This is a genomic window from Oleiagrimonas sp. C23AA, assembly GCF_011759385.1.
Lineage (GTDB): Bacteria > Pseudomonadota > Gammaproteobacteria > Xanthomonadales > Rhodanobacteraceae > Oleiagrimonas.
In genome coordinates this window covers 84,075-106,065 of sequence record NZ_JAARLY010000007.1, presented here as the reverse complement: position 1 = coordinate 106,065, position 21,991 = coordinate 84,075, and the positions used below count along the sequence as shown (strand labels likewise).

At 64.7% G+C, this 21,991-nt stretch carries 15 protein-coding genes and 1 tRNA gene; 7 read left to right on the top strand and 9 right to left on the bottom strand.

Annotated elements, in window-relative coordinates:
* The first annotated feature begins 15 nt into the window (after positions 1-15).
* The 3 genes from HBF24_RS12545 to HBF24_RS12535 all read left to right on the top strand — a co-directional run bounded on the left by HBF24_RS12545 (position 16) and on the right by HBF24_RS12535 (position 4,292).
* Positions 16-1,821 carry an assimilatory sulfite reductase (NADPH) flavoprotein subunit gene (locus tag HBF24_RS12545; protein ID WP_167173408.1) on the top strand — a complete coding sequence of 602 codons (1,806 nt, stop codon included), beginning with the start codon at positions 16-18 and terminating at the stop codon, positions 1,819-1,821.
* Positions 1,822-1,884: 63 nt separating this feature from the next.
* Entirely contained in the window at positions 1,885-3,579 is a 1,695-nt protein-coding gene (gene cysI / locus HBF24_RS12540; RefSeq protein WP_167173407.1) for an assimilatory sulfite reductase (NADPH) hemoprotein subunit, read from the top strand.
* Positions 3,576-4,292, top strand: a complete 717-nt coding sequence (locus HBF24_RS12535) for a phosphoadenylyl-sulfate reductase (RefSeq protein ID WP_167173405.1) — start codon at positions 3,576-3,578, stop codon at positions 4,290-4,292. Before cysI ends, HBF24_RS12535 begins: the two co-directional genes overlap by 4 nt.
* 460 nt (positions 4,293-4,752) lie before the next feature.
* On the opposite strand, the gene HBF24_RS12530 is transcribed toward HBF24_RS12535, so the two are convergent.
* The gene (locus HBF24_RS12530; RefSeq protein ID WP_167173403.1) at positions 4,753-5,754 is read right to left on the bottom strand and encodes a LysR substrate-binding domain-containing protein; all 1,002 of its coding nucleotides are present in this window, start codon (positions 5,752-5,754) and stop codon (positions 4,753-4,755) included.
* 342 nt (positions 5,755-6,096) lie between these two features.
* On the opposite strand from HBF24_RS12530, the gene cysG reads away from it, so the two are divergent.
* From cysG to HBF24_RS12515, 3 genes are all read left to right on the top strand, one after another.
* A complete protein-coding gene (gene cysG, locus HBF24_RS12525; protein WP_167173401.1) occupies positions 6,097-7,518 on the top strand; it encodes a siroheme synthase CysG in 1,422 nt (473 codons plus the stop codon).
* Between the two features lie 83 nt (positions 7,519-7,601).
* Positions 7,602-8,558 (top strand): cysteine synthase A, encoded by a 957-nt coding sequence (gene cysK / locus HBF24_RS12520; RefSeq protein ID WP_167173400.1) that lies wholly within the window; start codon positions 7,602-7,604, stop codon positions 8,556-8,558.
* 136 nt (positions 8,559-8,694) lie between these two features.
* Positions 8,695-9,240, top strand: coding sequence for a DedA family protein (locus HBF24_RS12515; protein WP_167173398.1), 546 nt, complete (start codon positions 8,695-8,697; stop codon positions 9,238-9,240).
* Between the two features lie 101 nt (positions 9,241-9,341).
* Here the strand turns inward: HBF24_RS12515 and HBF24_RS12510 are convergent, their stop codons facing one another.
* From HBF24_RS12510 to uvrB, 7 genes are all read right to left on the bottom strand, one after another.
* Entirely contained in the window at positions 9,342-9,578 is a 237-nt protein-coding gene (locus tag HBF24_RS12510; RefSeq protein ID WP_206064324.1) for a hypothetical protein, read from the bottom strand.
* A 110-nt stretch (positions 9,579-9,688) separates the two neighbouring features.
* Positions 9,689-10,525, bottom strand: coding sequence for a ribonuclease H-like domain-containing protein (locus HBF24_RS12505; protein ID WP_167173394.1), 837 nt, complete (start codon positions 10,523-10,525; stop codon positions 9,689-9,691).
* Positions 10,522-12,924 (bottom strand): DEAD/DEAH box helicase, encoded by a 2,403-nt coding sequence (locus HBF24_RS12500; RefSeq protein WP_167173392.1) that lies wholly within the window; start codon positions 12,922-12,924, stop codon positions 10,522-10,524. The genes HBF24_RS12505 and HBF24_RS12500 overlap by 4 nt, the downstream gene beginning before the upstream one ends.
* Before the next feature lie 77 nt (positions 12,925-13,001).
* Complete coding sequence (locus HBF24_RS12495) at positions 13,002-13,709, bottom strand: N-acetylmuramoyl-L-alanine amidase (protein ID WP_240922560.1); 708 nt, start codon at positions 13,707-13,709, stop codon at positions 13,002-13,004.
* 130 nt (positions 13,710-13,839) lie between these two features.
* Positions 13,840-15,087 carry a beta-ketoacyl-ACP synthase II gene (gene fabF / locus HBF24_RS12490; RefSeq protein WP_167173389.1) on the bottom strand — a complete coding sequence of 416 codons (1,248 nt, stop codon included), beginning with the start codon at positions 15,085-15,087 and terminating at the stop codon, positions 13,840-13,842.
* A gap of 540 nt (positions 15,088-15,627) precedes the next feature.
* A tRNA-Val gene (locus HBF24_RS12485) sits at positions 15,628-15,702 on the bottom strand.
* A gap of 83 nt (positions 15,703-15,785) precedes the next feature.
* Positions 15,786-17,807 (bottom strand): excinuclease ABC subunit UvrB, encoded by a 2,022-nt coding sequence (gene uvrB, locus HBF24_RS12480; protein ID WP_167173387.1) that lies wholly within the window; start codon positions 17,805-17,807, stop codon positions 15,786-15,788.
* A 151-nt stretch (positions 17,808-17,958) separates the two neighbouring features.
* Between uvrB and HBF24_RS12475 the strand changes: the two genes are divergently transcribed.
* The gene (locus HBF24_RS12475) at positions 17,959-18,495 is read left to right on the top strand and encodes a GspH/FimT family pseudopilin (protein ID WP_167173707.1); all 537 of its coding nucleotides are present in this window, start codon (positions 17,959-17,961) and stop codon (positions 18,493-18,495) included.
* A 91-nt stretch (positions 18,496-18,586) separates the two neighbouring features.
* Here HBF24_RS12475 and HBF24_RS12470 read toward each other — a convergent pair whose 3' ends face one another.
* Entirely contained in the window at positions 18,587-21,835 is a 3,249-nt protein-coding gene (locus HBF24_RS12470) for a TonB-dependent receptor (RefSeq protein WP_167173385.1), read from the bottom strand.
* Between the last annotated feature and the right edge of the window lie 156 nt (positions 21,836-21,991).

The following is a 21,991-nucleotide window of genomic DNA, read 5'->3' as shown; positions in this document are numbered from 1 at the left end:
CGCCACGTGCCTTACATGTCCGCTGCCCGTTCCGCCCTGCTCCCCGATACCGCACTAAGCGACACGCGCGCCCTCGCTGAACAGTTGAGTGCGCAGCTTTCGCCCTCGGCGCTGCAATGGCTGTCGGGCTATCTGGCCGGTGCCGCCGCGCACAAGCGGCCACTCGATGCCGACTCATCGGCATCAGACTCGCTGCCCGTAACGAGCACGGCCACCGTGCTCTACGGCAGCCAGACCGGCAACGCCAAGCGTGCCGCCGAGCAGCTGGCGCAGCGTCTGGGTGCAGAAGGCGTGGCGGTCAATCTGCATCGCACCGATGCCTATCCGGTGCGCCAGCTCAAGCAGGAAACGCAGCTGTACGTGGTAATCAGCACGCAGGGCGAAGGTGAGCCGCCGGACGATGCCCGCGCGTTCATGGATTTCCTGATGAGCCGCCGCGCGCCGAAGCTGCCCGAGCTTCGTTACGCCGTGCTGGCGCTGGGCGACTCCAGCTACCCCGATTTCTGCGTGATCGGCCGGCGCATCGACGCGCGCCTGTCCGAGCTGGGTGCTACCGCCATGCATCCGCGCGGCGAGGCCGACGTGGATATCGAAACCGTCGCCGAGCCGTGGCTGGACGCGGTATTGGCGCAAGCACGGCAACAAACTGGCGCCGCGCAGACGACGCCGCTGGCCAGCGTTACACCACTGCGCACCGCCACGCCATCGCGCCATTCGCGCGAACGCCCCTTCGCTGCCGAGGTGCTGGGCAACCAGCGCATCAGCGGGCGCGACAGCCTTTCCGAAGTACGCCACATCGAGCTGTCATTGGAAGGCAGCGGACTTGCTTACGCACCGGGCGACGCCATTGGCGTGTGGCCGAGGCAGTCGCCTGCGCTGGTCGAGGCGGTGTTGCAGGGCACCGGGTTGGACGGCGACACGCAGGTTGAGCACAAGGGCGAGCGCCTGGCGCTGGCCGACTGGCTGGGTCAGCGCCGCGAACTGACCCGGCTGACGCGCCCGCTGCTGGCCGCGCAGGCCGAGCGTGGCGATCACGCCGCGCTGAAACAAATGCTCGGGCCCGATCAGCGCGATGCCCTGGCGCGCACGCTTGATGAGTGGCAACTGCTGGATCTGTTGCAGCACCACCCGGCCGAGTGGGACGCGCCCGCGCTGGTAGCCGCACTGCGTCCGCTGGCGCCGCGCATGTATTCGATCGCTTCCAGCCCGTTGATGCACGAGGACGAGGCGCATCTGACCGTGGCCCACCTGCAACGCGGCCACGGTGCCGCGGCGCGCTGGGGCGTGGCCTCGCGCTTCCTGAGCCAGGTCGAGGAAGGCGCGCAGGTGCCGGTGTTCATCGAATCCAACGAGCGTTTCCGCCTGCCCGCCGATGATGGCCGCGACATCATCATGATCGGCCCCGGTACCGGTGTGGCGCCGTTCCGTGCCTTCGTGCAGCAACGCCAGCTCACCGCTGCCCGCGGTCGGCAATGGCTGTTTTTCGGCCATCGCCACCGCCGCGACGATTTTCTGTATCAGAACGAATGGCTGGCCGCGCACCAGGCCGGCGCCCTCAAGCTGGACGTGGCCTTCTCGCGCGATCAGACCGACAAGCTCTACGTGCAGCAGCGCATGAGCGAACACGGCGCTGCGCTCTACGACTGGATCGAAAACGGCGCCCACGTGTACGTGTGCGGCGATGCCCTGCGCATGGCTCGCGACGTGCACGCCACGCTGCTGGCCATCGCCCAGCGCCATGGCAGCAAGAGCACCGAGGACGCACACGCCTGGCTGGACGCGCTGGCCGCCGACGGTCGCTACGCGCGCGACGTCTACTGAACCCCTTTCCCTGTGGGCGGCCCCGCGCCGCCCGTCTTTTTTTGAATTTCCGGACATCGCCCCATGAGCACACCCGCTTCGGACATGGAACGCGTCAAGCTCGAAAGCCGCCACCTGCGCGGCACGATTGCCCAGAGCCTGGCCAACCCGCTGACCGGCGCCATCAGCGAGGACGACAACAAGCTGCTGAAGTTTCACGGCAGTTATCAGCAGGACGACCGTGACCTGCGCGAGGAACGTCGCCTGCAGAAGCTGGAACCGGACTACCAGTTCATGATCCGAGCGCGCCTGCCCGGCGGCGTGCTGACACCGACGCAGTGGCTGGCCTTCGACACCATTGCCGACACCTACGCCAACGGCACGCTGCGCATCACCACGCGCCAGACCTTCCAGTTGCATGGCGTGATCAAGCAGCAACTGAAAGCGACCATGACGGCGATCAACGCCAGCCTGATCGACACCCTGGCTGCCTGCGGTGACGTCAATCGCAACGTGGTGGCCTCGGCCAACCCGGTGCAATCGCAGGCTCACGCCGAGGCGGTGGACTGGGCCACGAAACTCTCCGAGCACCTGATGCCACGCACTGGCGCTTACCACGAGCTGTGGCTGGACGGCGAAAAGCTGGCCGATACCGCGACCGAACACGAGCCGCTGTATGGCGATGCCTACCTACCACGCAAGTTCAAGATCGGCCTGGCCATTCCGCCGGACAACGACATCGACGTGTTCAGCCAGGATCTGGGCCTGATAGCCATCATCGAGGACAGACAACTTACCGGCTTCAATGTTGCCGTGGGCGGCGGCATGGGTGCCACCCACAACGACCCGGCCACCTATCCACAGCTGGCCGATGTAATTGGCTTTGTGCCCCCGGAACAGTTGCTGGAGACGGCCTGGCATATCGTCGCCGTGCAGCGAGATTTTGGTGACCGCGCCAACCGCAAGCACGCGCGCTTGAAGTACACCATCGACGATCGCGGCCTTGACTGGTTCAAGACCGAACTTCAATCACGGCTTGGTTTCACGCTGGCACCAGCGCGCGATGCCCGCTTCACGCACAACGGTGATCGCTACGGCTGGATGCAGGGCGAAAACGGCACCTGGCATCTGACCCTGCATATTCCCGCCGGGCGCGTGGCCGATGTCGGCAAGCGACGTCTGAAAAGCGGCCTTCGCGCCATCGCCGAAGTGCATGCCGGCGATCTGCGCATGACCTGCAACCAGAACGTGATCATCGCCGGCGTAGCGCCTGCCGACCGCGACGCCATCGACGCACTGGTAGCCGAATACGGCCTGGACAGCTACGCCACGGCCACGCCGCTGCGCCGTCATGCCGTGGCCTGCGTGGCGCTACCCACCTGCGGCATGGCCATGGCCGAAGCCGAGCGCTATCTGCCGGCGCTACTCGATCAGGCCGAGGCCTTGCTGGGCAAACACGGCCTTGCCGATGCGCCGATCCTGCTGCGCATTTCCGGCTGCCCGAACGGCTGCCCGCGCCCCTATCTGGGCGAAATCGCCTTGGTCGGGCGCGCGCTTGGGCGCTATGACCTGCGTCTGGGCGCCGACTTCAGCGGCCAACGCCTGAACGCGGTGTATCGCGAAAATATCGACGAGGCCACCATCGTCGCCGAGCTGGATACGCTGTTTGCTCGTTATGCCGCCGAACGGCAAGCCAACGAAGGTTTTGGGGATTTCAGCGTACGCGCCCAGTTGGTGACACCGCCGGCGCGGCGCGCCGTCTTGGAGACCACCTCATGAGCGCGCGCGAGGTGCCGGCACATGATGCCGCCACGCTGGCACGGCTCAACCAGATGCTGGCATCGTTGAGCGCTGCCGAGCGCGTGGGCTGGGCCTTGCGGCACCTGCCGGGCACGCACGTGCTTTCCTCCAGCTTCGGTGCCCAGGCCGCCGCATCGCTGCACCTTTTAACCCGCCAGCGTGCCGATATTCCGGTGATCCTGATCGACACCGGCTACCTGTTTGCCGAGACTTATCGCTTTGTCGACACCTTGCGGCAGCGCCTGGATCTGAACCTGCACATCGGCCGCCCGCATCTTTCCCCCGGCTGGCTGGAAGCACGCCACGGCGCGCTTTGGGAAAAGGGCGAGGCCGGCCTGGACCGCTACAACCGTCTGGCCAAGGTCGAGCCGATGCAGGCCATGCTGGAGCAACTTCACGCCGGCACGTGGTTTGCCGGCCTGCGTCGCCACCAGTCCGCCAGCCGCGCCGAAACGCCCTTTGTCACCTGGCGCAATGGCCGCTTCAAGATGCACCCCATTGCCGACTGGACCGATCGCGACATCGGCCGATATCTGGCCGCGCACGACCTGCCTTATCACCCGCTGTGGGATCAGGGTTACGTGTCCATCGGCGACACCCACACCACACGCCCCCTGAGCGCCGACATGAGCGCGGAAGACACGCGCTTTTTCGGACTGAAGCGCGAATGCGGGCTTCATGTGGATGTGTGAGCCGCAGGCGGCGAGATGTCACTAGAGGCCAAGCGACTTCATGCGCTGTCTTACCTCGCGAGGGCTGGTCGTCCCTGCCGAAGCTACGGTGCGTCTAATCGTCATCAAAAGGCACTGGATCCCGGCGTTCGCCGGGATGACGAGCAGGTGAGCCGGGCGCTTGCCGATGCTTGAAGTGCTCTTCAAAGCCATGGGTGTACAGCCCGCATGCGTTCGGGCCAGCTGAGACTACGACGGGATACACGCGCTTTGCTCGGGCATCCAGCGTGTGTCATCCAGGAACCCCGGCTATCCGTCATGCCAGCGCACGCTGGCATCCAGCGCCTAACTACTAAGCGTCCAAGTAAAACACCCACGCCGCCGGCAGCACCCGCCACAAGTTGTGGCTGGCGCAAAAATCACAACGCCCGCGACAGGCGCGGGCGTTGTGAGGTGCAGCTTAGGTGGCAGAACCTAGGACTCAGGCCACCATCGATGGCGTGGTGAACTGGCTCTTGAGCTCATTCCAGTTCGGCGGCGTCGGCCACTCCGGCGTGGCGTCACCGGCCAAAGCGGCCTGGATGTCGCGACGGTCCAGATGCGGCGCCAGTTGCTCGGCCAGGCTCAACGTGTAGCTGCGCAACACGCGGTCGCGGCGCAGCACCAGCCAGGTGGTGCACGGCGGCAGCAGATGACTGGCATCGAGCACCTTGAGGTCACGCGTGTCTTCGGGCAACACGGCCATTTCGGCCAGGATGCCCACGCCCAGACCGGCGCGCACGTAGGTCTTGATCAGGTCGGCGTCCGACGAGGTGCAGGCAAAGCGCGGCGTCATGCCGGCATTGACGAAGGCCTGACGCAGCGAGGACTCCGGGCGCAGCGAGGAGTCGTAGCTGACCAGCGGCTGCCCGGCCAGATCGCCCAGGCGCAGCGGACGGCCCAGCGTGGCCAGCGGATGACTGCGCGGTACCACTACCGCGCGCGACCAGCTGTAAAGCGGCACGGAAAGGCCGCCCAGCGGCGCCGGTCCGCTGCTGCTGATAATGGCCAGATCCGCCTGACCACCGGCGAACAGGCTCATGACCTGGGCATCGCCGTGCGGACGCAGATGGAATCCCACCATCGGATAACGTTGCTTGAAAGCACCCACCGCCGGCGGCAGCACGAAGCGCGCCTGGGTGTGGGTGGTGAGAATGGTCAGTTCGCCGCGATCATCACCGCGCAGATTGGCCGCCAGGGCGCGAATGCTGCGGGCTTCTTCGAGGATCGCGCGGGCGCGGGCGATAACCTGCTGACCGGCGGGGGTGACCGCGTGCAGGCTTTTGCCCTTGCGGGTGAACAGCTGAAAGCCGAGTTCACCTTCAAGCTGCTTGAGCTGCTTGCTCACGCCCGGTTGGGTGGCGTGGATGCGCTCGGCAGCCAGAGTGATGTTCAGACCGGAGTCGGCAATGGAAACGATGTAACGTAACTGGGTGAGTGTCATGAGCTTCGTTCTCCGGGTGATTGTTGCAGCGAAGAGGCGGTGGCAAGGCTTACGTAGGAGCGCCAGCAGCAATTAATGAGATTGGCTTTGAGGTTGCGTTTCATAGGGTCTTCTCCGAGGTAACTCCGGCCCAGCGCCGGGTTTTATGCCATTCATATATATCAGCAAGCCGGCAACCCGTCTACTTGGACTTTCGGACGTCTATCCATCCAAAAAATGTTTCATTTGAAACGATCCAAGTACAGACATGCATCGCGGACATATGGGAACCACGCATGCTCATTTCCGCCGCCCCGGCAGCGGCGTTAGCGTGATGGCCTTTCCTCCAGGCACACGCCCCGCATGCATCTGTACCCGCTGTTTGCCAACCTGCGTGATCGCGACGTGCTGGTCGTCGGCGGCGGCAGCGTGGCGGCGCGCAAGGCGAGCATGCTGCTCAAGGCCGGCGCGCGCGTGCAGCTGGTGGCCCGTGAACTGGATCCGGAACTGACTGCGAAGGTGCGGGATGGCGAGCTGACTTGGTCGGACAAGAAATTCCGTCCTGAACAGCTGGATGCGGTCTGGCTGGCCATCGCCGCAACGGACGATCGCACGCTCAACCGGCAGGTGGCCGATGCCGGCCAGGCACGCCGGGTCTGGGTCAATGTGGTCGATGATCCGGCGCTGTCCAGCTTTCAGGTGCCCGCAGTGATCGACCGCTCACCGCTGGTGGTCGCCGTGTCCACGGCAGGCGCCGCGCCAATGCTGGCGCGCCGGCTTCGCGAGCGCATCGAGCAACTACTCGATCACAGCACTGGCGCGCTGGTCGCGCTGGCGCACCGCCAGCGCGAACGTATTCGCGCCCACCGGCCGCAACTGGATGCGCGACGGCGCTTCTATGACTGGTTGCACGATGGCCCCGTGGCGGCGTGGCTGCGCCGCGAGCAGCCGCAGCAAGCCGAGCAGACCTTGCTCGATGCGCTGGAATCAGAAATCAGCCCATCGGCCGGTCGCGTGATTCTGGTCGGCGCCGGCCCCGGCGACCCAGGCCTGCTCACGCTCAATGCCCTGCGCGCGCTCAACCGTGCCGATGTGATTGCCTACGACCGCCTGGTCGATGCCTCCATCCTTGCGCTGGCACGACGCGATGCCGAGTGCATTGCCGTGGGCAAGCTGCCCGGCGAGGACCATCACGCCACCCAAGCGCGTATCCATGCGCTGCTGATCGAGCATGCCAGGGCCGGCCGTTGCGTGGTGCGGCTGAAAGGCGGCGACCCGTTCGTGTTCGGCCGCGGCGGCGAGGAGTTGCAGTGCCTGCGTGCGCACCATATTCCCTATGAGGTGGTGCCTGGCATCACCGCGGCCAGCGCCTGTGCCGCCTATGCCGGCATCCCTCTGACCCATCGTGCACTGGCGCAATCGGTGCGGCTGGTGACGGCGCATTGCGCCAATTCACTGGACACGCTGGACTGGGCCGCGCTGGCCGCCGAGCGTCAGACTCTGGCGGTGTATATGGGGGTGGCCCAGCTCGATCGCCTGACCGCGCTGCTACTGCAACACGGCCGCGCACCCAGCACACCGTTCGCCTTGATCGAAAACGGCAGCCGCGCCAACCAGCGCGTCATTACCGGCACACTGTCTCACCTGCCCGCCCTGGCGCGCCGTCACCAGGTGCGCGCACCGGCCATGCTGATTCTGGGCGAAGTCGCCGCCCTGGCCGGGTCGCTGGCCTGGTTCGGCGCCACGCCGCTGTCGGTCAGCCCCGACATGGCCAGTGCCGCATGAACGGTGCGCTTCATCCCTCACTCATGGCAGTGGTGCGCCAATAGGCCGCTGAACGCCATCCTTTTCCGCGACGGAGTTCTCTCATGATCTACGACAGCATCTTGGACACCATCGGCCGCACGCCCATCGTGCGCCTTTCCCACATTGGACCGGAAGGCGTGAACCTGTTCGCCAAGGTCGAGGCCTTCAATCCCGGCGGCTCGGTGAAGGACCGCCTGGCGCTGGCCATCATTCTGGATGCCGAGCGACGTGGCGCCCTCAAGCCCGGCCAGACCGTGATCGAAGCGACCAGCGGCAACACCGGCGTGGCTTTGGCCATGGTCTGCGCCGCGCGCGGCTATCCGTTCGTGGCAGTGATGACCGAAACCTTCTCGGTGGAGCGGCGCAAGCTGATCCGCGCCTATGGCGGCAAGGTGATCCTCACGCCAGCTTCCGCCAAGGGTACCGGCATGGTGCAAAAGGCCGCCGAACTGGCCGAAAAGCACGGCTGGTTCCTGGCCAGCCAGTTCAAGAACCCGGCCAACCCGGCCTACCACCGCAATACCACCGGCGCCGAAATCCTGCGCGATTTCGCCAATCAGCGTCTGGATGCCTTCGTTTCCGGCTGGGGCACCGGCGGCACGCTCACCGGCGTGGGCGAAGCGCTGAAGCTGGCGCGCCCGGAAACGCGCATCGTCGCCACCGAGCCGGAAGCGGCAGCCATGCTTTCGGGCAAGGCCTGGGCCTCGCACAAGATCCAGGGCTGGACGCCCGACTTCGTGCCCGAGGTGCTCAACCGCAGCGTCGCCGACGAGATTGTGCCGGTGACCGATGCCGAGGCCATCGACACCGCACAGCGCCTGGCGCGTGAGGAAGGCATCTTCGTCGGCATCTCCGCCGGCGGCACGCTGGCCGCCGCGCTCAAGGTGGCGGCCAAGGCCGAAGCCGGCGCCAACATCCTGGCCATGCTGCCTGATACCGGCGAGCGCTATTTGAGCACGGTGCTGTTCGAAGGCGTCAACGACGGCTCCGATGACGACTGGCTGCAAGCGCAAAGCTGAACGCTGGTCATCGCTGCTCGATCTGAACCGGCTCGCCCGCACAACTGAACGCGGGCGAGCATTTGCGCGCCAAATCCCGCACACTTGGTCGCTTTGGTGCTTGTAAAGCGCCAAGCGGACCGCAACGGATTCAAGCGTGATCGAGCATCTCATCCACTTCATGACGGCCCACGCGTTCTGGGCCGGACCGCTGCTGGCACTGGTGGCCTTTGCCGAGGGTTTGGCCGTGGTCGGCTCGTTCGTGCCCGGCTCGATCATCCTTTTCACCATCGGCACCAGCGCCGGTGCCGCGCATCTGAACGTGACCAGCATGGTGGTATGGGCCACCGCGGGCGCATGGATTGGCGATACGCTTTCGTATTGGCTGGGCAAGCGCCATGGTTCGCGCATGCTGGCCATGCGCCCATTTGCCTACAAGCCACAGTGGACCGAGCGCGCGCGTTCGCTGCTGGAGCGTCGCGGCGACATCGCGGTGATCGTCGGGCGTTGGGTGCCACCCCTGCGCGCGCTGATTCCGCTGCTGGCCGGCATGTCGCGTCTGGGACTGGTGCGCTTTGTGCTGGCCGATTTCTTCGCCTGCGCGGTGTGGGCGGCCGCACACCTGGTCAGTGGCGCCCTGCTCGGCCATTCGATGACCAATGGCGGTGTGCTGCAAACACTGTGGGATCACCTGACCCACTAAAACGGCGGCCACCTAATCGCACTCATAACAAAGGCCCGTCGCAGGGCATCTGCGGCGGGCCTTGGTGTTCGCCTTGAACGGCGTTTCGAATGGGGCGGTAATTACGGACGCAGGGTCAGGCTGTCCTGCCAGTCATCCTCGGGATCCCAGCCAAAGGTGTCGGCCGGCGTGCTGCCATGCTCGATATCGCTCATGCCCGGGCGCACCCACGAACCCTGTTGGATGTGCGCCGGCTCGGCGTCCCAATGCAGCCAGCGCGCCTCGCCACGCTCGTCGATGGCCCAGGCCTTGGCCTCGGCCGGCGCCTTGCTCCAGTCCACGCGATGATGTCCAGCCATGTTCATACCTCATCTTTGGGGATTACCCGCATGATTAGGTGATGACGGGGCCTCGCTTCAAGACACGAAAGCAGTGGCGTTGCTGGCGATTCACCGGCGTGACGCTGTCGTCAAGGCATCGCCGCTTCCGGCTGGGCCGGCAAGGCGCTCATATAACCGGCGATGCCGGCCAGGCTGACGATATCCTGCGCGTTGTGCTCGCCGACGCGGCGCAGATTGTGTGCCGATCCGCCGCGCAGGTAGCCCAGCCATGCCGCCGGTGCTTCGGAGCCGGGAAGGTCATCCTCGCGCACCACGTTGAGCAGGCGCTGCTCGGCCGTGGCCAGCCGGCAGTTGGGCCACACCTTGCGCCAGTGCCGGCGCACCGGATGCAGCAGGTCCACATGGGTGCGACCGGCCAGCGGGTTGTCCATGCGCGCCAAGCGGTAACGCGTGGCCAGCAGAGGCGCGTCATAGCACTTGCCGTTGTAGCTGACCAACGCGGTGTGCGCATCGAACCAGCATGCAAATTCGGCCAGCATGGCGCGCTCGGCACCCAGCGTGGTGATCAACAGCTGGCGCAGGCGCAGACGCCCCTCGCACCAGTCCCCGGCGCCAATCATGAAAGCACGCGTACCGGTGCCCCCGGCCAGGCCGGTGGTTTCGGTGTCGAAATACAACAGCCGCGCCGTTTCGATCGGCTCCAGCCGTGCAAAGCCGGCATCCAGCCAGGGCTGATGTTCGGGCCAGTCGTAATGCTTTTCATGCAGATACAAACCCGGTGCGATTTGGCGACCGGCAACCTCGCGATCCAGCACACTGGCGCCCGGTCGCGAGGGCCGGCGCAGGCGATGCAACTGCGCCAGCGCCGACGAGGGTTCCGGCGCAACGGCCTGGCGCGAGGGCGATGCGGCTGCGGTGCCGGCCTGTCGACGCAGGCCGCGCAGTTTGTCGGCCAGCGCGCTCATGCCGCGCTCAACAGATCGAGCACACGCGCGGCCAGCACGCGCGGCGGCGTCGCCTCGCCTTCATCGGCGGCCAGTACCGGACCGACGCAGGCCGGACAGCCGCTGGCGCAATCGCAGCGCGCGACCAGGCTCACCGCCTTGGCCAGAATCTCGTCACGGCGCTGGTAGAGCGGATCGGACAGGCCCATGCCGCCGGGGAAGGCATCGTACAGATACACCGTGGGCACGAACGGCGCCGCTTCCGGCACCTCCTCCATGCGCCCGCCCTCGCCGCGCAGCTGGCCGCGACCGTTGCCGTCGGCGCTGACGAACCAGGCGCCATCGCCGCTGCCGACGGCCTTTTGCAGATCCTGCGCCTCGGCCATCACGGCCATGGTGGCGACTATGTGCAACGCGTAGGCGGCGCCCAGAAAGCCGTCCAGCGCCTCGTGGCGGCTGGCAAACGCCGCCTCCAGCACGCGCTGCGGCAACTGCCACCACACGGCGGTGGTGTGCAGCTCCTGGTCGGGCAAATTGACCGGGCCGTAGCCGATATTCTCGTGGCTGTAGTAGCGGATTTTCTTGTAGCCGGAGACCCGCCGCACCACGTGCACCTCGCCCTGATGCGCATCGCCCCGACCGGCCGGCGCCGATTCAAAATGCTCCAGCACCTTGAGCTTGGTGTAGTCGATGGCATCAGTGTAGTAATCGACATGCGTGCGCGTGACGTAAGCCTTGCGCCCGTCCCAGTCCAGTCGCTCGACCTGATAAGGCACCGACTGGATCATGTGGATGGCGCCTTCGTACAGCGTCAGCGGCGCCGCGCTGAAATCGACCTCGGCGATGATGGTCTGGCGCCCGCCAGTGCGATCGACCACCACAAAATTGCCGTCGGCCACCGCGCGCAGACTGACCGCGTTGGCCGGGTAGCTGTCGGCAATCCACTCGAAGCGGCCGTTTTCCGGATGCAAAACGCCGTCTTCGGCCAGCACCTGCAGCCACGGCTCGGCGGCTTCCTCGCCAAAGCGGTCACCGGCCCGGAATGGCAGCTCGAACGCCGCACAGCGAATGTGGTCAAGCAAAATCAACGCCTGGTCGGCGTGGATGCGGGCGTGCTCCGGCGGCGCGCCTTCGAAGAACTCCGGATGGCGGACCAGGTATTGATCGAGCGGATCGGAACTGGCCACCAGCACGCCCAGCGCCGCCTGCTGGCGACGTCCGGCACGACCGAAGCGCTGCCATGTACCGGCCACCGAGCCGGGATAGCCATTGAGCACCACCACGTCCAGGCTGCCGATGTCCACGCCCAGCTCCAGCGCCGAGGTGCTGACGATGCCATCGACCTCTCCCGCGCGCATGGCGCGCTCGGCGGCGCGGCGCTCGGTGGGCAGATAACCGCCGCGATAGGCGCGGATGCGCGCCGGCTTGCGCGGGTCGTGGTCGAACACATCCTTCAGGTACTTGGTCAGCACCTCGACCATCAGCCGCGAGCGGGCGAAGATCAGCGTCTTGAGTCCCGCCTTGATGGCCAGCCGCGCGATACGGTTGGACTGCGAACGCGCCGACGCACGGATGCCCAGATCCGGATTGACCACCGGCGGATTCCACAGCAACACCTTCTTCTCGCCGCTGGGCGCACCGCTCTCGGTAATCGCCGTCACCGGCTGACCGATCAGCGCCTCCGCGTGTTCACCGGGGTTGCCGATGGTCGCCGAGCACAGGATGAACTGCGGTTTCACGCCGTAGAAATCGCAGATGCGCAGCAGCCGTCGCAGCACATTGGCCACGTGCGAGCCGAACACGCCGCGGTAAGTGTGAATCTCGTCGATGACGATGTAGCGCAGGTTCTCGAAGAACTGCGCCCACTTGGTGTGATGCGGCAGGATGGCCTGGTGCAGCATGTCCGGATTGGACACCACCACGTCGCCATGCAGGCGAATGGCCTGGCGCGCATCACCGGGCGTGTCGCCATCGAAGGTGAAGGCTTTCACGCCCAGTTCGCCGGCGCGGTTGAGCTCGATCAGCTCGGCCACCTGATCCTGCGCCAGCGCCTTGGTTGGAAACAGGTACAACGCCTTGGCGCGCGAGGTCATGGTCGCGGCCAGTACCGGCAGCATGTAGCACAGCGACTTGCCCGAGGCGGTGGGCGTCACCACCGCCACATGCTCACCGCGCTGCACCGCGTCCCAGGCCTGCGCCTGGTGGCTGTAGAGCTGGGTCACGCCACGCCCGCGCAACGCCCCGGCAAGGGCTTCGGGCAAGGCCGCCGGCAGCGGCGCAAAGCGCCCTTCGCGGCCCGGCACCGAGATCACCCCGGTAATGCGCTTGCCGTAGCGCTTGCCCAGCCGCGCGGCCAGCGTCGAACCATCGGTATGCTGTGGCAGCGTGCCGTTTTCCAGTGGGGCCAGTCGTGCGTGCATGGGTTTGTCCGGGTGCGCCAGGAAATCAGGCGCCCATGGAAGGACAGAGCTGTCTCACAGGCTGAGATGAGGGCGCCTCAGGGCTGGGACTGGCCTTCCAGCGGTTGCACCAAGGTGTAGAGCACCCGCAGATCCTGCGCATCCAGGGTTTCGCCCTGCATGGCGCGGAAATGATGATGGAAGGCGCGCACCGCGGCACTGCGGTCGGACAGGTCATAGCCGAGCGCGGCCATGGCCAGCCACGGATCGAAGCCGGCCGGTGGATTCAGCAACGGCGCTTGCGGCCAACGGCCAAAACCGGCCGCTGCCAGTTGCGCCCAGGGAAAATAGGGCCCGGGGTCATCGCGGCGGGTCGGCGCCAAATCCTCGTGACCAATGATCTGCGTGCATGGAATGCCCCAGCGCGTGGTGAGGTCCGTCAGCAGCCGCAGCAGGCTGTCGATCTGCGCGCGCGGAAACGGCTCGTGCCCGTCATTGTCCAGCTCGATGCCGAGCGATGCCGAATTGACATCGGTGATGCCGCTCCAGCGCCCCGCTCCCGCATGCCAGGCACGCTTGGTATCGGCGACCAGCTGATAGACGTGCCCCTGCCGGCCGATCAGGTAATGCGCACTGACCCGGCCCTCACCATTGTGCGTGCGCAGCGTATGCAGCGCTTGCGCCACCGACGCCTCGTCGGTGAAATGCAGCACGATGAGCTGCGGCTGGCGTTCATTGAAGTTGGGCGAAGGCACCCATGTCGCCAGGCGGTTATGCGGCGGTATGCCCGCGCATGCTTCCAGCATCAGCGCGAAAGTGAACAACACAATGAAGCGAAGCGGTGATAAGCGCACGAGAGGCCTCGACATGACAGGGGCGCGCCATGCATCGACGCGCCCCTGTCAGGTTACCGTGACGTGATGAGCGTGGGCTTGTTCAGGCCGAGCGGAATACCAGCGTGCCGTTGGTGCCACCAAAGCCGAACGAATTGGACACGGCGGCGCGTACCTTCATCTCGCGCGCGGTGTGCGGCACGAAATCCAGGTCGCAGCCTTCGTCCGGCTCGTCCAGGTTGGCCGTCGGCGGCACCACGCCGTGATGCAGGGCCAGCACGCTGAACAAGGCCTCGATGGCACCGGCGGCGCCCAACATGTGGCCGGTGATCGACTTGGTGGAACTCACCGCCAGCTTGTAGGCATGCTCGCCGAACACGCGCTTGATCGCGTTGACCTCGGCGCGGTCGCCCAGCGGCGTGGAGGTGGCGTGCGCGTTGAGGTAGTCGATGCCATCGGCGGCCAGACCGGCGTCAGCCAGCGCATGCGCCATGGCGCGCGCGGCGCCGTCGCCATCTTCCGGCGGCGCGGTGATGTGATGGGCATCGCCACTCATGCCGAAGCCGGACAGCTCGGCATAAATTTTCGCGCCACGGGCCAGCGCATGCTCGCGCTCTTCCAGCACCAGTACCGCCGAACCATCGGCCAGCACGAAACCGTCGCGGCCCTTGTCCCAGGGCCGGCTGGCGCGGGTCGGGTCATCGTTGCGCGTGGACATGGCGCGCGCCGAGGAAAAGCCCGCCATCGCCGTCGGCGTGCAGGCATGCTCGGCGCCACCGGCCAGGATCACGTCGGCATCGCCGTACTGGATGGCACGCAGCGCCAGGCCTATGGCATGGGTGGAGGTGGTACATGCCGTGGCGGTGGCCAGATTCAGGCCGCGCAACCCGAGCTGGATCGACAGATAGCCGGACACCATGTTGATCATCAGGCCCGGAATGAAGAACGGCGAGACCTTGCGCGCGCCCTTCTCGTTCATGGCCACGCTGGTAGTTTCGATGGTGCGCAGGCCGCCGATACCCGAGCCGACCAACAGGCCGATGCGGTCAGCGTTCTGCTTGGTGGTATCCAGGCCCGAGTCGGCCCAGGCCTGCATGCCGGCGGCGACGCCGTAATGCACCACGGTGTCCATGCGCCGCGCGTCACGCTGCGGCATCCACGGCTCGACATCGAAGCCCCGCACTTCACCCGCGATGCGCGTGCCATGCGCGCTGGCATCGAAATGGGTGACCTCGCCAATGCCACTTTTGGCCGCACAGGCGTTTTGCCAGGTGCTGGCCACATCGTTGCCGACCGGCGTCACCGCGCCCAGACCGGTGACCACTACGCGACGCTTGTTTGAATCGCTCATCTGCTCGAAATACTCCTAGACCTCACCGTCTCACGCGCACTCGAACCTGAGGTCGGTGCGGCAGGTGCCGCGAAGCCTACAGGGCTGGCGCCGGGATCGGTACCTACGCGAAGGTATGGAAACTACGGTGTAGTCGGCCTCTTGGATGCGCCGTTGCCTCACGGCGGTCATGTTTGCGCGCAACATCCCATCGCCGAGTGGCAGATACCCGCGCCATCGGCGCGCGCGGGCCTTCGACAACGTGCCGCTGTGCTACGGTCGAGCGATCGCGATAGCGTTGAAAAGGGGCGGCCATGGCATCGACAAAACAGCGTTACTACAGCGCTGCACTGGCGCTGTGGGCCGTGGTACCGGTTTCACTGCACCTGGTGACAGGCACCCAACCTGTGCAGCATTGGGCCGGTCTGGCGATGCTGCTGGGGGTAGCGACGGCCACTTCGGGTACGGCATCGCCTTGCTGCGTCAGGGCCGCCCATCGCGCATCGGCTCATGCGCACAAAAGAAAAGGCGCTGACTAAAAGCCAGCGCCTTTTCTATAATTGGTGGGCGGTACAAGGATCGAACTTGTGACCCCTACCATGTCAAGGTAGTGCTCTACCGCTGAGCTAACCGCCCGAAGAGCCGCGCATTCTACCGGGGTCGTCCCTGACCGGCAAGCCTTTTCTTGCCACTTTCTGCGCCGCCCTGATGCTACGGCGTTACATCAGGGCCTGTTCCTTGAGCTTGTTGATTTCATCGCGCATCTTGGCCGCCTCCTCAAACTCCAGATCCTGCGCGTGTTTGTACATGCGCGTTTCCAGTTTTTTGAGCGTAGCGGCGGCCTTGGCCGGGTCCATGCCAGTGTAGTCGCCGGCGGTGTCGGCCACCTTGCGCAGCCCCTTGGCGCTGCGGCCGCGCCGGCCCGGGGCATCCTCGCCACGTGCGCCTTCCATGATGTCGGCGATGCGGCGCTTGACCGTCTGCGGGGTGATGCCGTGCTCGGCGTTATAGGTCAGCTGCTTCTCGCGACGGCGGTCGGTCTCGTCGATGGCCGCCTGCATCGAGCGGGTGATCTCGTCGGCGTAAAGAATGGCATGACCACGCACGTTGCGCGCCGCGCGGCCGATGGTCTGGATCAGCGACCCGGTGGAACGCAGGAAGCCTTCCTTGTCGGCGTCCAGAATCGCCACCAGCGATACCTCGGGCATGTCCAGCCCCTCGCGCAGCAGGTTGATGCCGACCAATACATCAAACTCGCCCAGACGCAGATCGCGAATGATCTCCACGCGCTCGACGGTGTCGATGTCCGAATGCAGGTAACGCACGCGGATATCATGCTCGGCCAGGTATTCGGTCAGGTTCTCGGCCATGCGCTTGGTCAGCGTGGTGACCAGCACGCGATCGCCCTGGGCAATGCGCTTGCGGGCCTCGCCCAGCAGGTCGTCGACCTGGGTGCGCACCGGGCGGATTTCCACTTGCGGATCAATCAGTCCCGTGGGGCGCACGACCAGTTCGACCACGTTGTCCTCGCTCTTGGCCGTCTCGTACTTGCCCGGTGTGGCCGACACGTAGATGGCACGCGGCGCACGTTGCTCCCATTCCTCGAACCGCAGCGGCCGGTTGTCCATCGCCGACGGCAGTCGGAAGCCGAATTCGACCAGGGTTTCCTTGCGCGAACGGTCGCCCTTGTACATGGCGCCCAATTGCGGAATGGTCACGTGCGACTCATCCACCACCATCAGCGCATCCGGCGGCAGATAGTCGAACAGCGTCGGCGGCGGCGCGCCCGGGCCGCGCCGGGTCAGATGGCGCGAGTAGTTCTCGATGCCCTGACAGTATCCGACCTCGGCCATCATCTCCAGATCAAAGCGGGTGCGCTGCTCCAGGCGCTGCGCCTCGACCAGCTTGTTGGCCTTGTACAGCTGCTCCAGTCGCTCGGCCAGCTCCACCTTGATGGTCTCGATGGCATTGAGCACGCTCTCGCGCGTGCTGGCGTAATGGGTTTTCGGATACACCGTGTAGCGCGGCACGCGGCGGATCACTTCACCGGTAAGGGGGTCGAATAAGGCCAGGTTTTCCACCTCGCCATCAAACAGCTCGATGCGCAGGGCCTCGGCATCGGACTCGGCCGGAAACACGTCGATGACCTCGCCGCGCACGCGGTAGGTGCCGCGATGCAGCTCCATCTCGTTGCGCGTGTACTGCAGCTCGGTGAGCTGGCGGATCAGCTTGCGCTGGTCGATGTGCTCGCCCACGGCAAGGATCAACCGCAGCGAGAGGTAATCTTCCGGATCACCCAGACCATAAATGGCCGACACCGTGGCCACGATCAGCGAATCGGGGCGTGACAGCAGTGCCTTGGTGGCGGCCAGCCGCATCTGCTCGATGTGATCGTTGATCGAGGCATCCTTGTCGATGAAGGTGTCCGATGCGGGAATATAGGCCTCGGGCTGGTAGTAGTCGTAGTAGCTGACGAAGTACTCCACCGCGTTGTTCGGAAAGAACTCGCGGAATTCGCCATACAACTGCGCGGCCAGCGTCTTGTTGGGCGCCAGTACAAGGGTCGGCTTTTGCACCTTCTCGATCACGTTGGCGATAGTGAAGGTCTTGCCCGAGCCGGTGACGCCCAGCAGCGTCTGGCTGGCCAGGCCGGCCTCGAAGTTGGCCGTCAGCTGCTCAATAGCCTGCGGTTGTTCGCCCGACGGTTTGTAGGGCGATACCAGTTCGAATCGTTCGCTCATGGACGCTACATGGGGTCTGACCTGCATCGATTATAGGTGCCGACCCACAGCGCACGCTGTATGACTCCGACACCCGTCACGGCCTTACCCTGCTGCAGGCCTGGCTGGCGTCACCCTAGGCTAGTGGCACACTGGCCAGGGAAGGCAAGCCATGCGTGCATCGCAAGGTGGTTTCACGCTGATCGAGATGGTCACGGCGCTGGCGGTGCTGGCGATCCTTTGCACGCTGGCCCTGCCATCCATGGAGCGCTTCAGTGCACGCTCGACCCGTGTCACGCGCCAGGACGATCTGGTGATGGCCCTGCATGCGGCCCGCTCAGCGGCCATCACTCAAGGCGGCGACACCATGATCTGCCCGTCCCGCGACGGTGAGCACTGCGCCGACGGCGAGCACTGGGAAATGGGCTGGCTGGCCGGTTTCGACCGCGACCATGATGGCGCCCCGGACGATATGCCATTCCTCACCGGTCAGGGCGATCCGCAGGATGACGTGGTGATTCTGGGCGCGACCAGCCGGCCACGCGTGCGCTTTCATGCCGATGGCTCGGCACCTGGCTCCAACCTGCGCCTGACCGTATGCACACATCAGCCCGGCAGCACTGGCGGCGCCATCGTGGTAGCCAACTCCGGACGCATCCGCCTTGCGCGGGCACGCCGCGAGCGTCTTGATCGCTGCCGCAGCGAATGAGAGCGCCCCGCATCCAAAAAAAACCGGCGCCCTCGCGGACGCCGGTTTTCGGTGTTGCCTGTAAAGGCCGTGAAGGCCTGAGATACGCGCCTTAGAACGTGTACTTCAGGGTCAGCATGGCCGACCAGCGCGAGACCGTACGGGTCGGATTGCCACCGGCGTCGTAGGTAGTCAGCTGCTGCGGCTGGTAGTTGCCGTTCTTATCGGTCGGCAGATAGTAGACGTACTGACCCTGGTCGTTCACTCCGTCATAGCCTGCAAGGGTACGGGTGTTATACGAGCCGGTATCGCGTACATCGCCCCACTTCTTGTTCAGCATGTTCAGGAAGTTGTAGACATCCAGGCGAATGATGCCCTTGTTGCCCTTGAACAGGCCCGGGATTTCCTGCTGAACCGACAGATCCAATTGGTTCACCCACGGGCTGTGCGCCTTGTTGGCACCGGCAATCTGCCCGCGATGATCCTTCAGGTAATCCTGATGGCTGATGTAGTTCTGGAACTGATCGATCACGCTCTGCGGCGTGCCGGCAGAATAGGTCACCAGCGGATCGTTCATGGTCGGGATGTAAACCGGATCCTCATAGGTAATGCGGTCGCCATTGGCGTCCCCGGAGAAAATCCAGCTGTACGGACGACCGGAATGGCCAATGTACAGCGCCGACACCTGCGTGTAGTAGTTGCCGAAGAAGGCATGGCGCCAGCTCAAGGATGCCTTCAGGCTCTTGGCGATGTTACGCGCGGCCTCGGTAGCCACCACGTCGTTCGGGTTGGTACGCACAATGTACTTGTACCCCGAGGAAGCCTGCGAGCTGGCGCCCGGATTGACCTCGGTCGCATGATTGAAGGTCGCGGAGATGGAGCCCGCCCAACCATGTGCAAATGGCTTCTTCAACGCCAGCGTGAAGCTATCCGTCTTGCCCTTGTTGGTATTGGCCAGGATGGTCGAATCGTAGGTGAAGTTGGGATTGTTGCCGTTGTTCTGACCGCTGGTGTGACTGGTGCCGCCCGGCACCGTCCAGTACTGGTAACGCCCGTCCGGCAGGGTACCACTCGGCGTGCCGATGTTCGGCGCCAGGTACAGGATGGCGTCACGAGCATGCGTGTGCTGGTATTCGGCCGAAGCCACCAGACCCCACCATGGCAACTCGCGATCCAATGCCAGGCTGGCCTTCCAAACGGTCGGCAGGCGGAAGTTCTTGGCAATGGTGTCCACATCCATCTGCGGCGGGTTGCCGCCACCGGCAGGGATCGGCTGGTTATGCGGATCGGCGCTGAACGGTGCCTTGGAAGGATCGGTCACGTAGTACGTGGTCACGGTCATGCCGTTGTTCTGGTACGGATTGGTCATCCATACCGTCGGCGGCGTGGTCTGGAACAGGCCGACACCACCACGCAGCTGCATCATGCGCTCGGTGTCGAAGCTGTAGTTGAAGGACAGGCGCGGCTCAATCACGCGGTTCTTCGAACCCAGCGTGTAGTTGTTGGGGAAACCGAAGGCCTGTTCGAAGGCCGGGTTTTTGATCGGCGCCTTGTCAGAATGCGGGATGTTCACGCGCACGCCGTACTGGATCGACAGCTGGTCGTTGAACTGCCACGTATCCTGGATGAACGGGCTGAACTGGCTGTAGGTCCACTGCGCGGCGACATCATTGATGGAGTAGCCATCGGCCGGCTGATACAGGTTGTAACTGTGGTAGTTGCCGTTGGCAAAATCGTCCATGCTGTAGAAGGTGTAGGCGCCGAATTCGGTGCGACCGAACAAGTTGTAGATCTTGTTGCGCTCGTAGTAGACACCCGCCTTGATGGTGTGCTCGTCACCGTAGTAGGTGCCGGCGAAGAAGCCGGTCCACTTCTTGGTATCGACCGCGTTGTAGTGACGATACTGTTCTTCGCCCAAGTACACCGACGGACCGTTGCTGCCATTGACGTACACCTGCACCTGAGGCGCCTGCGTCGGCACATTGGTGTTCTGGGTGTAGTGCTGCCAGCCGACCTTGGTCTCGGTGGAGAAGCGATCCGTCCAGTCGTCGTACAGCTCAAGCGACACGTTGGTCGTCTTGATGTCCTTGGTGTACATGTAATTGCTGGTGCCCACCGTATTCGACGAGTTGCCCAGGATCTGCGGCAGCGTCTCGTGGGTCTTGTTGAAGCTCAGGCTGGCACGGTGATTGTTGCTGATGTTCCAGTCAATCTTGCCCAGGTAGCGCTTGTCTTGCAGCGACACACCATTGTTGTGGCCACCAAAGCCACCCGGGTCCAGACCCTTGTCCTTGGCAATATTGATGATATTGGCTAGATCACTCGGCGACACCTTGTTAGAAGTGGAACCGCCCGTCAGGCTGGAGTCCAGTCCGTTGGCCGAATCGGCACCAATACCCGTCACCTTCTGCTTCTCGGCGGAAACGAAGAAGAACAGCTTGTCCTTGACGATCGGACCACCAAAGGTGAAGCCGCGATTGGTGTTCAGATCAAAGCCGTTGTACTTGTAGCCCGGATCATCGGACGGCAACCAGCCAGCCTTGCCCACCATGCGACCGGCGCTGGTGTAGTTGTAGTACACCGAGCCGTGGAACTCGTTGGTGCCGGACTTGGTTACCGCATTGATGTCGGCACCAACCGTATCGGAGGTGACGTCGTAATTGGCGGTGGAGATGTTGTACTCGGCGATGGTGTCCGACGAGATCGGGCTGCTCTGGTACGGCAGGCCATTGGCGTTCAGGCCGAATGGGTCGCCCACGGAGACACCATCCACCTGGATGCTGTTGTAGCGGTTGGGCAGGCCCATGGCCGAGATGGAGCCATCGCCCTGGTCGGTGACCGTGATGCGCGGATCCAGGCGCGCGATGTCATCAATGGAACGATTGCCCTGCGGCGTGGCTTCCAGCTCGCGCTGCGAGACGTTGGTGGACAGGCCCTTGTTGTCCGGCGAGAAGGTCTGCGCCAGGGCGCTGGCCGACACCGTCACGGTGCTCATGGTCTGCGCGTTGGCGGCCTCGGCGCCCATCTTCAGGTTGATCGAGGAAACCTGGCCCAGCTGCAGGTAGACGTTGTCCTGCTCGGCCTGGGTCATGCCCGACTTCGAGGCGGTGACGTCGAACGGACCACCCACGCGCAGACCCTGCGCGGAGTAGCGGCCTTCCGGACCGGTGGTGACCACCTTGGTGGTGCCCGACGGCACGTGCACGATCTGCACCGTGGCATTGGCCACCGGCTTGCCGCTGGCGTCCAGCACCTGGCCGGACATCGACGAGGAGGTGACGTTCTGCGCCATCACCGGCGCCGCGGCGAGCAGCGACGCGATGGCGAACGGAAGCATCCGACGACGGATATGATTGCTCATTTCAATTGCCCCAAAGTACGCAAGGTTGTCGAAAAACCGCGAAACGAACGCGAGCGGATCGCCGCTCAGGACAAAGGCCCTTGCGTGTTCCTTCCGCTCGATTCATGCGGCGGCCTGATCTCCCAGGGACCGGCGCCGCGTTAATGGTAGTTTAAC

Coding starts and splice junctions, on each gene's coding strand:
- HBF24_RS12545 (WP_167173408.1), top strand. CDS start 16: ATGTCCGCTGCCCGTTCCGCCCTGCTCCCCGATACCGCACTAAGCGAC.
- HBF24_RS12500 (WP_167173392.1), bottom strand. CDS start 12,924: ATGCACGCACGACTGGCCCCACTGGAAAACGGCACGCTGCCACAGCAT.
- HBF24_RS12475 (WP_167173707.1), top strand. CDS start 17,959: ATGCGTGCATCGCAAGGTGGTTTCACGCTGATCGAGATGGTCACGGCG.
- HBF24_RS12470 (WP_167173385.1), bottom strand. CDS start 21,835: ATGAGCAATCATATCCGTCGTCGGATGCTTCCGTTCGCCATCGCGTCG.
- HBF24_RS12505 (WP_167173394.1), bottom strand. CDS start 10,525: ATGAGCGCGCTGGCCGACAAACTGCGCGGCCTGCGTCGACAGGCCGGC.
- cysK (WP_167173400.1), top strand. CDS start 7,602: ATGATCTACGACAGCATCTTGGACACCATCGGCCGCACGCCCATCGTG.
- fabF (WP_167173389.1), bottom strand. CDS start 15,087: ATGAGCGATTCAAACAAGCGTCGCGTAGTGGTCACCGGTCTGGGCGCG.
- HBF24_RS12495 (WP_240922560.1), bottom strand. CDS start 13,709: ATGCTGGAAGCATGCGCGGGCATACCGCCGCATAACCGCCTGGCGACA.
- HBF24_RS12535 (WP_167173405.1), top strand. CDS start 3,576: ATGAGCGCGCGCGAGGTGCCGGCACATGATGCCGCCACGCTGGCACGG.
- uvrB (WP_167173387.1), bottom strand. CDS start 17,807: ATGAGCGAACGATTCGAACTGGTATCGCCCTACAAACCGTCGGGCGAA.
- HBF24_RS12510 (WP_206064324.1), bottom strand. CDS start 9,578: ATGGCTGGACATCATCGCGTGGACTGGAGCAAGGCGCCGGCCGAGGCC.
- HBF24_RS12530 (WP_167173403.1), bottom strand. CDS start 5,754: ATGACACTCACCCAGTTACGTTACATCGTTTCCATTGCCGACTCCGGT.
- cysI (WP_167173407.1), top strand. CDS start 1,885: ATGAGCACACCCGCTTCGGACATGGAACGCGTCAAGCTCGAAAGCCGC.
- cysG (WP_167173401.1), top strand. CDS start 6,097: ATGCATCTGTACCCGCTGTTTGCCAACCTGCGTGATCGCGACGTGCTG.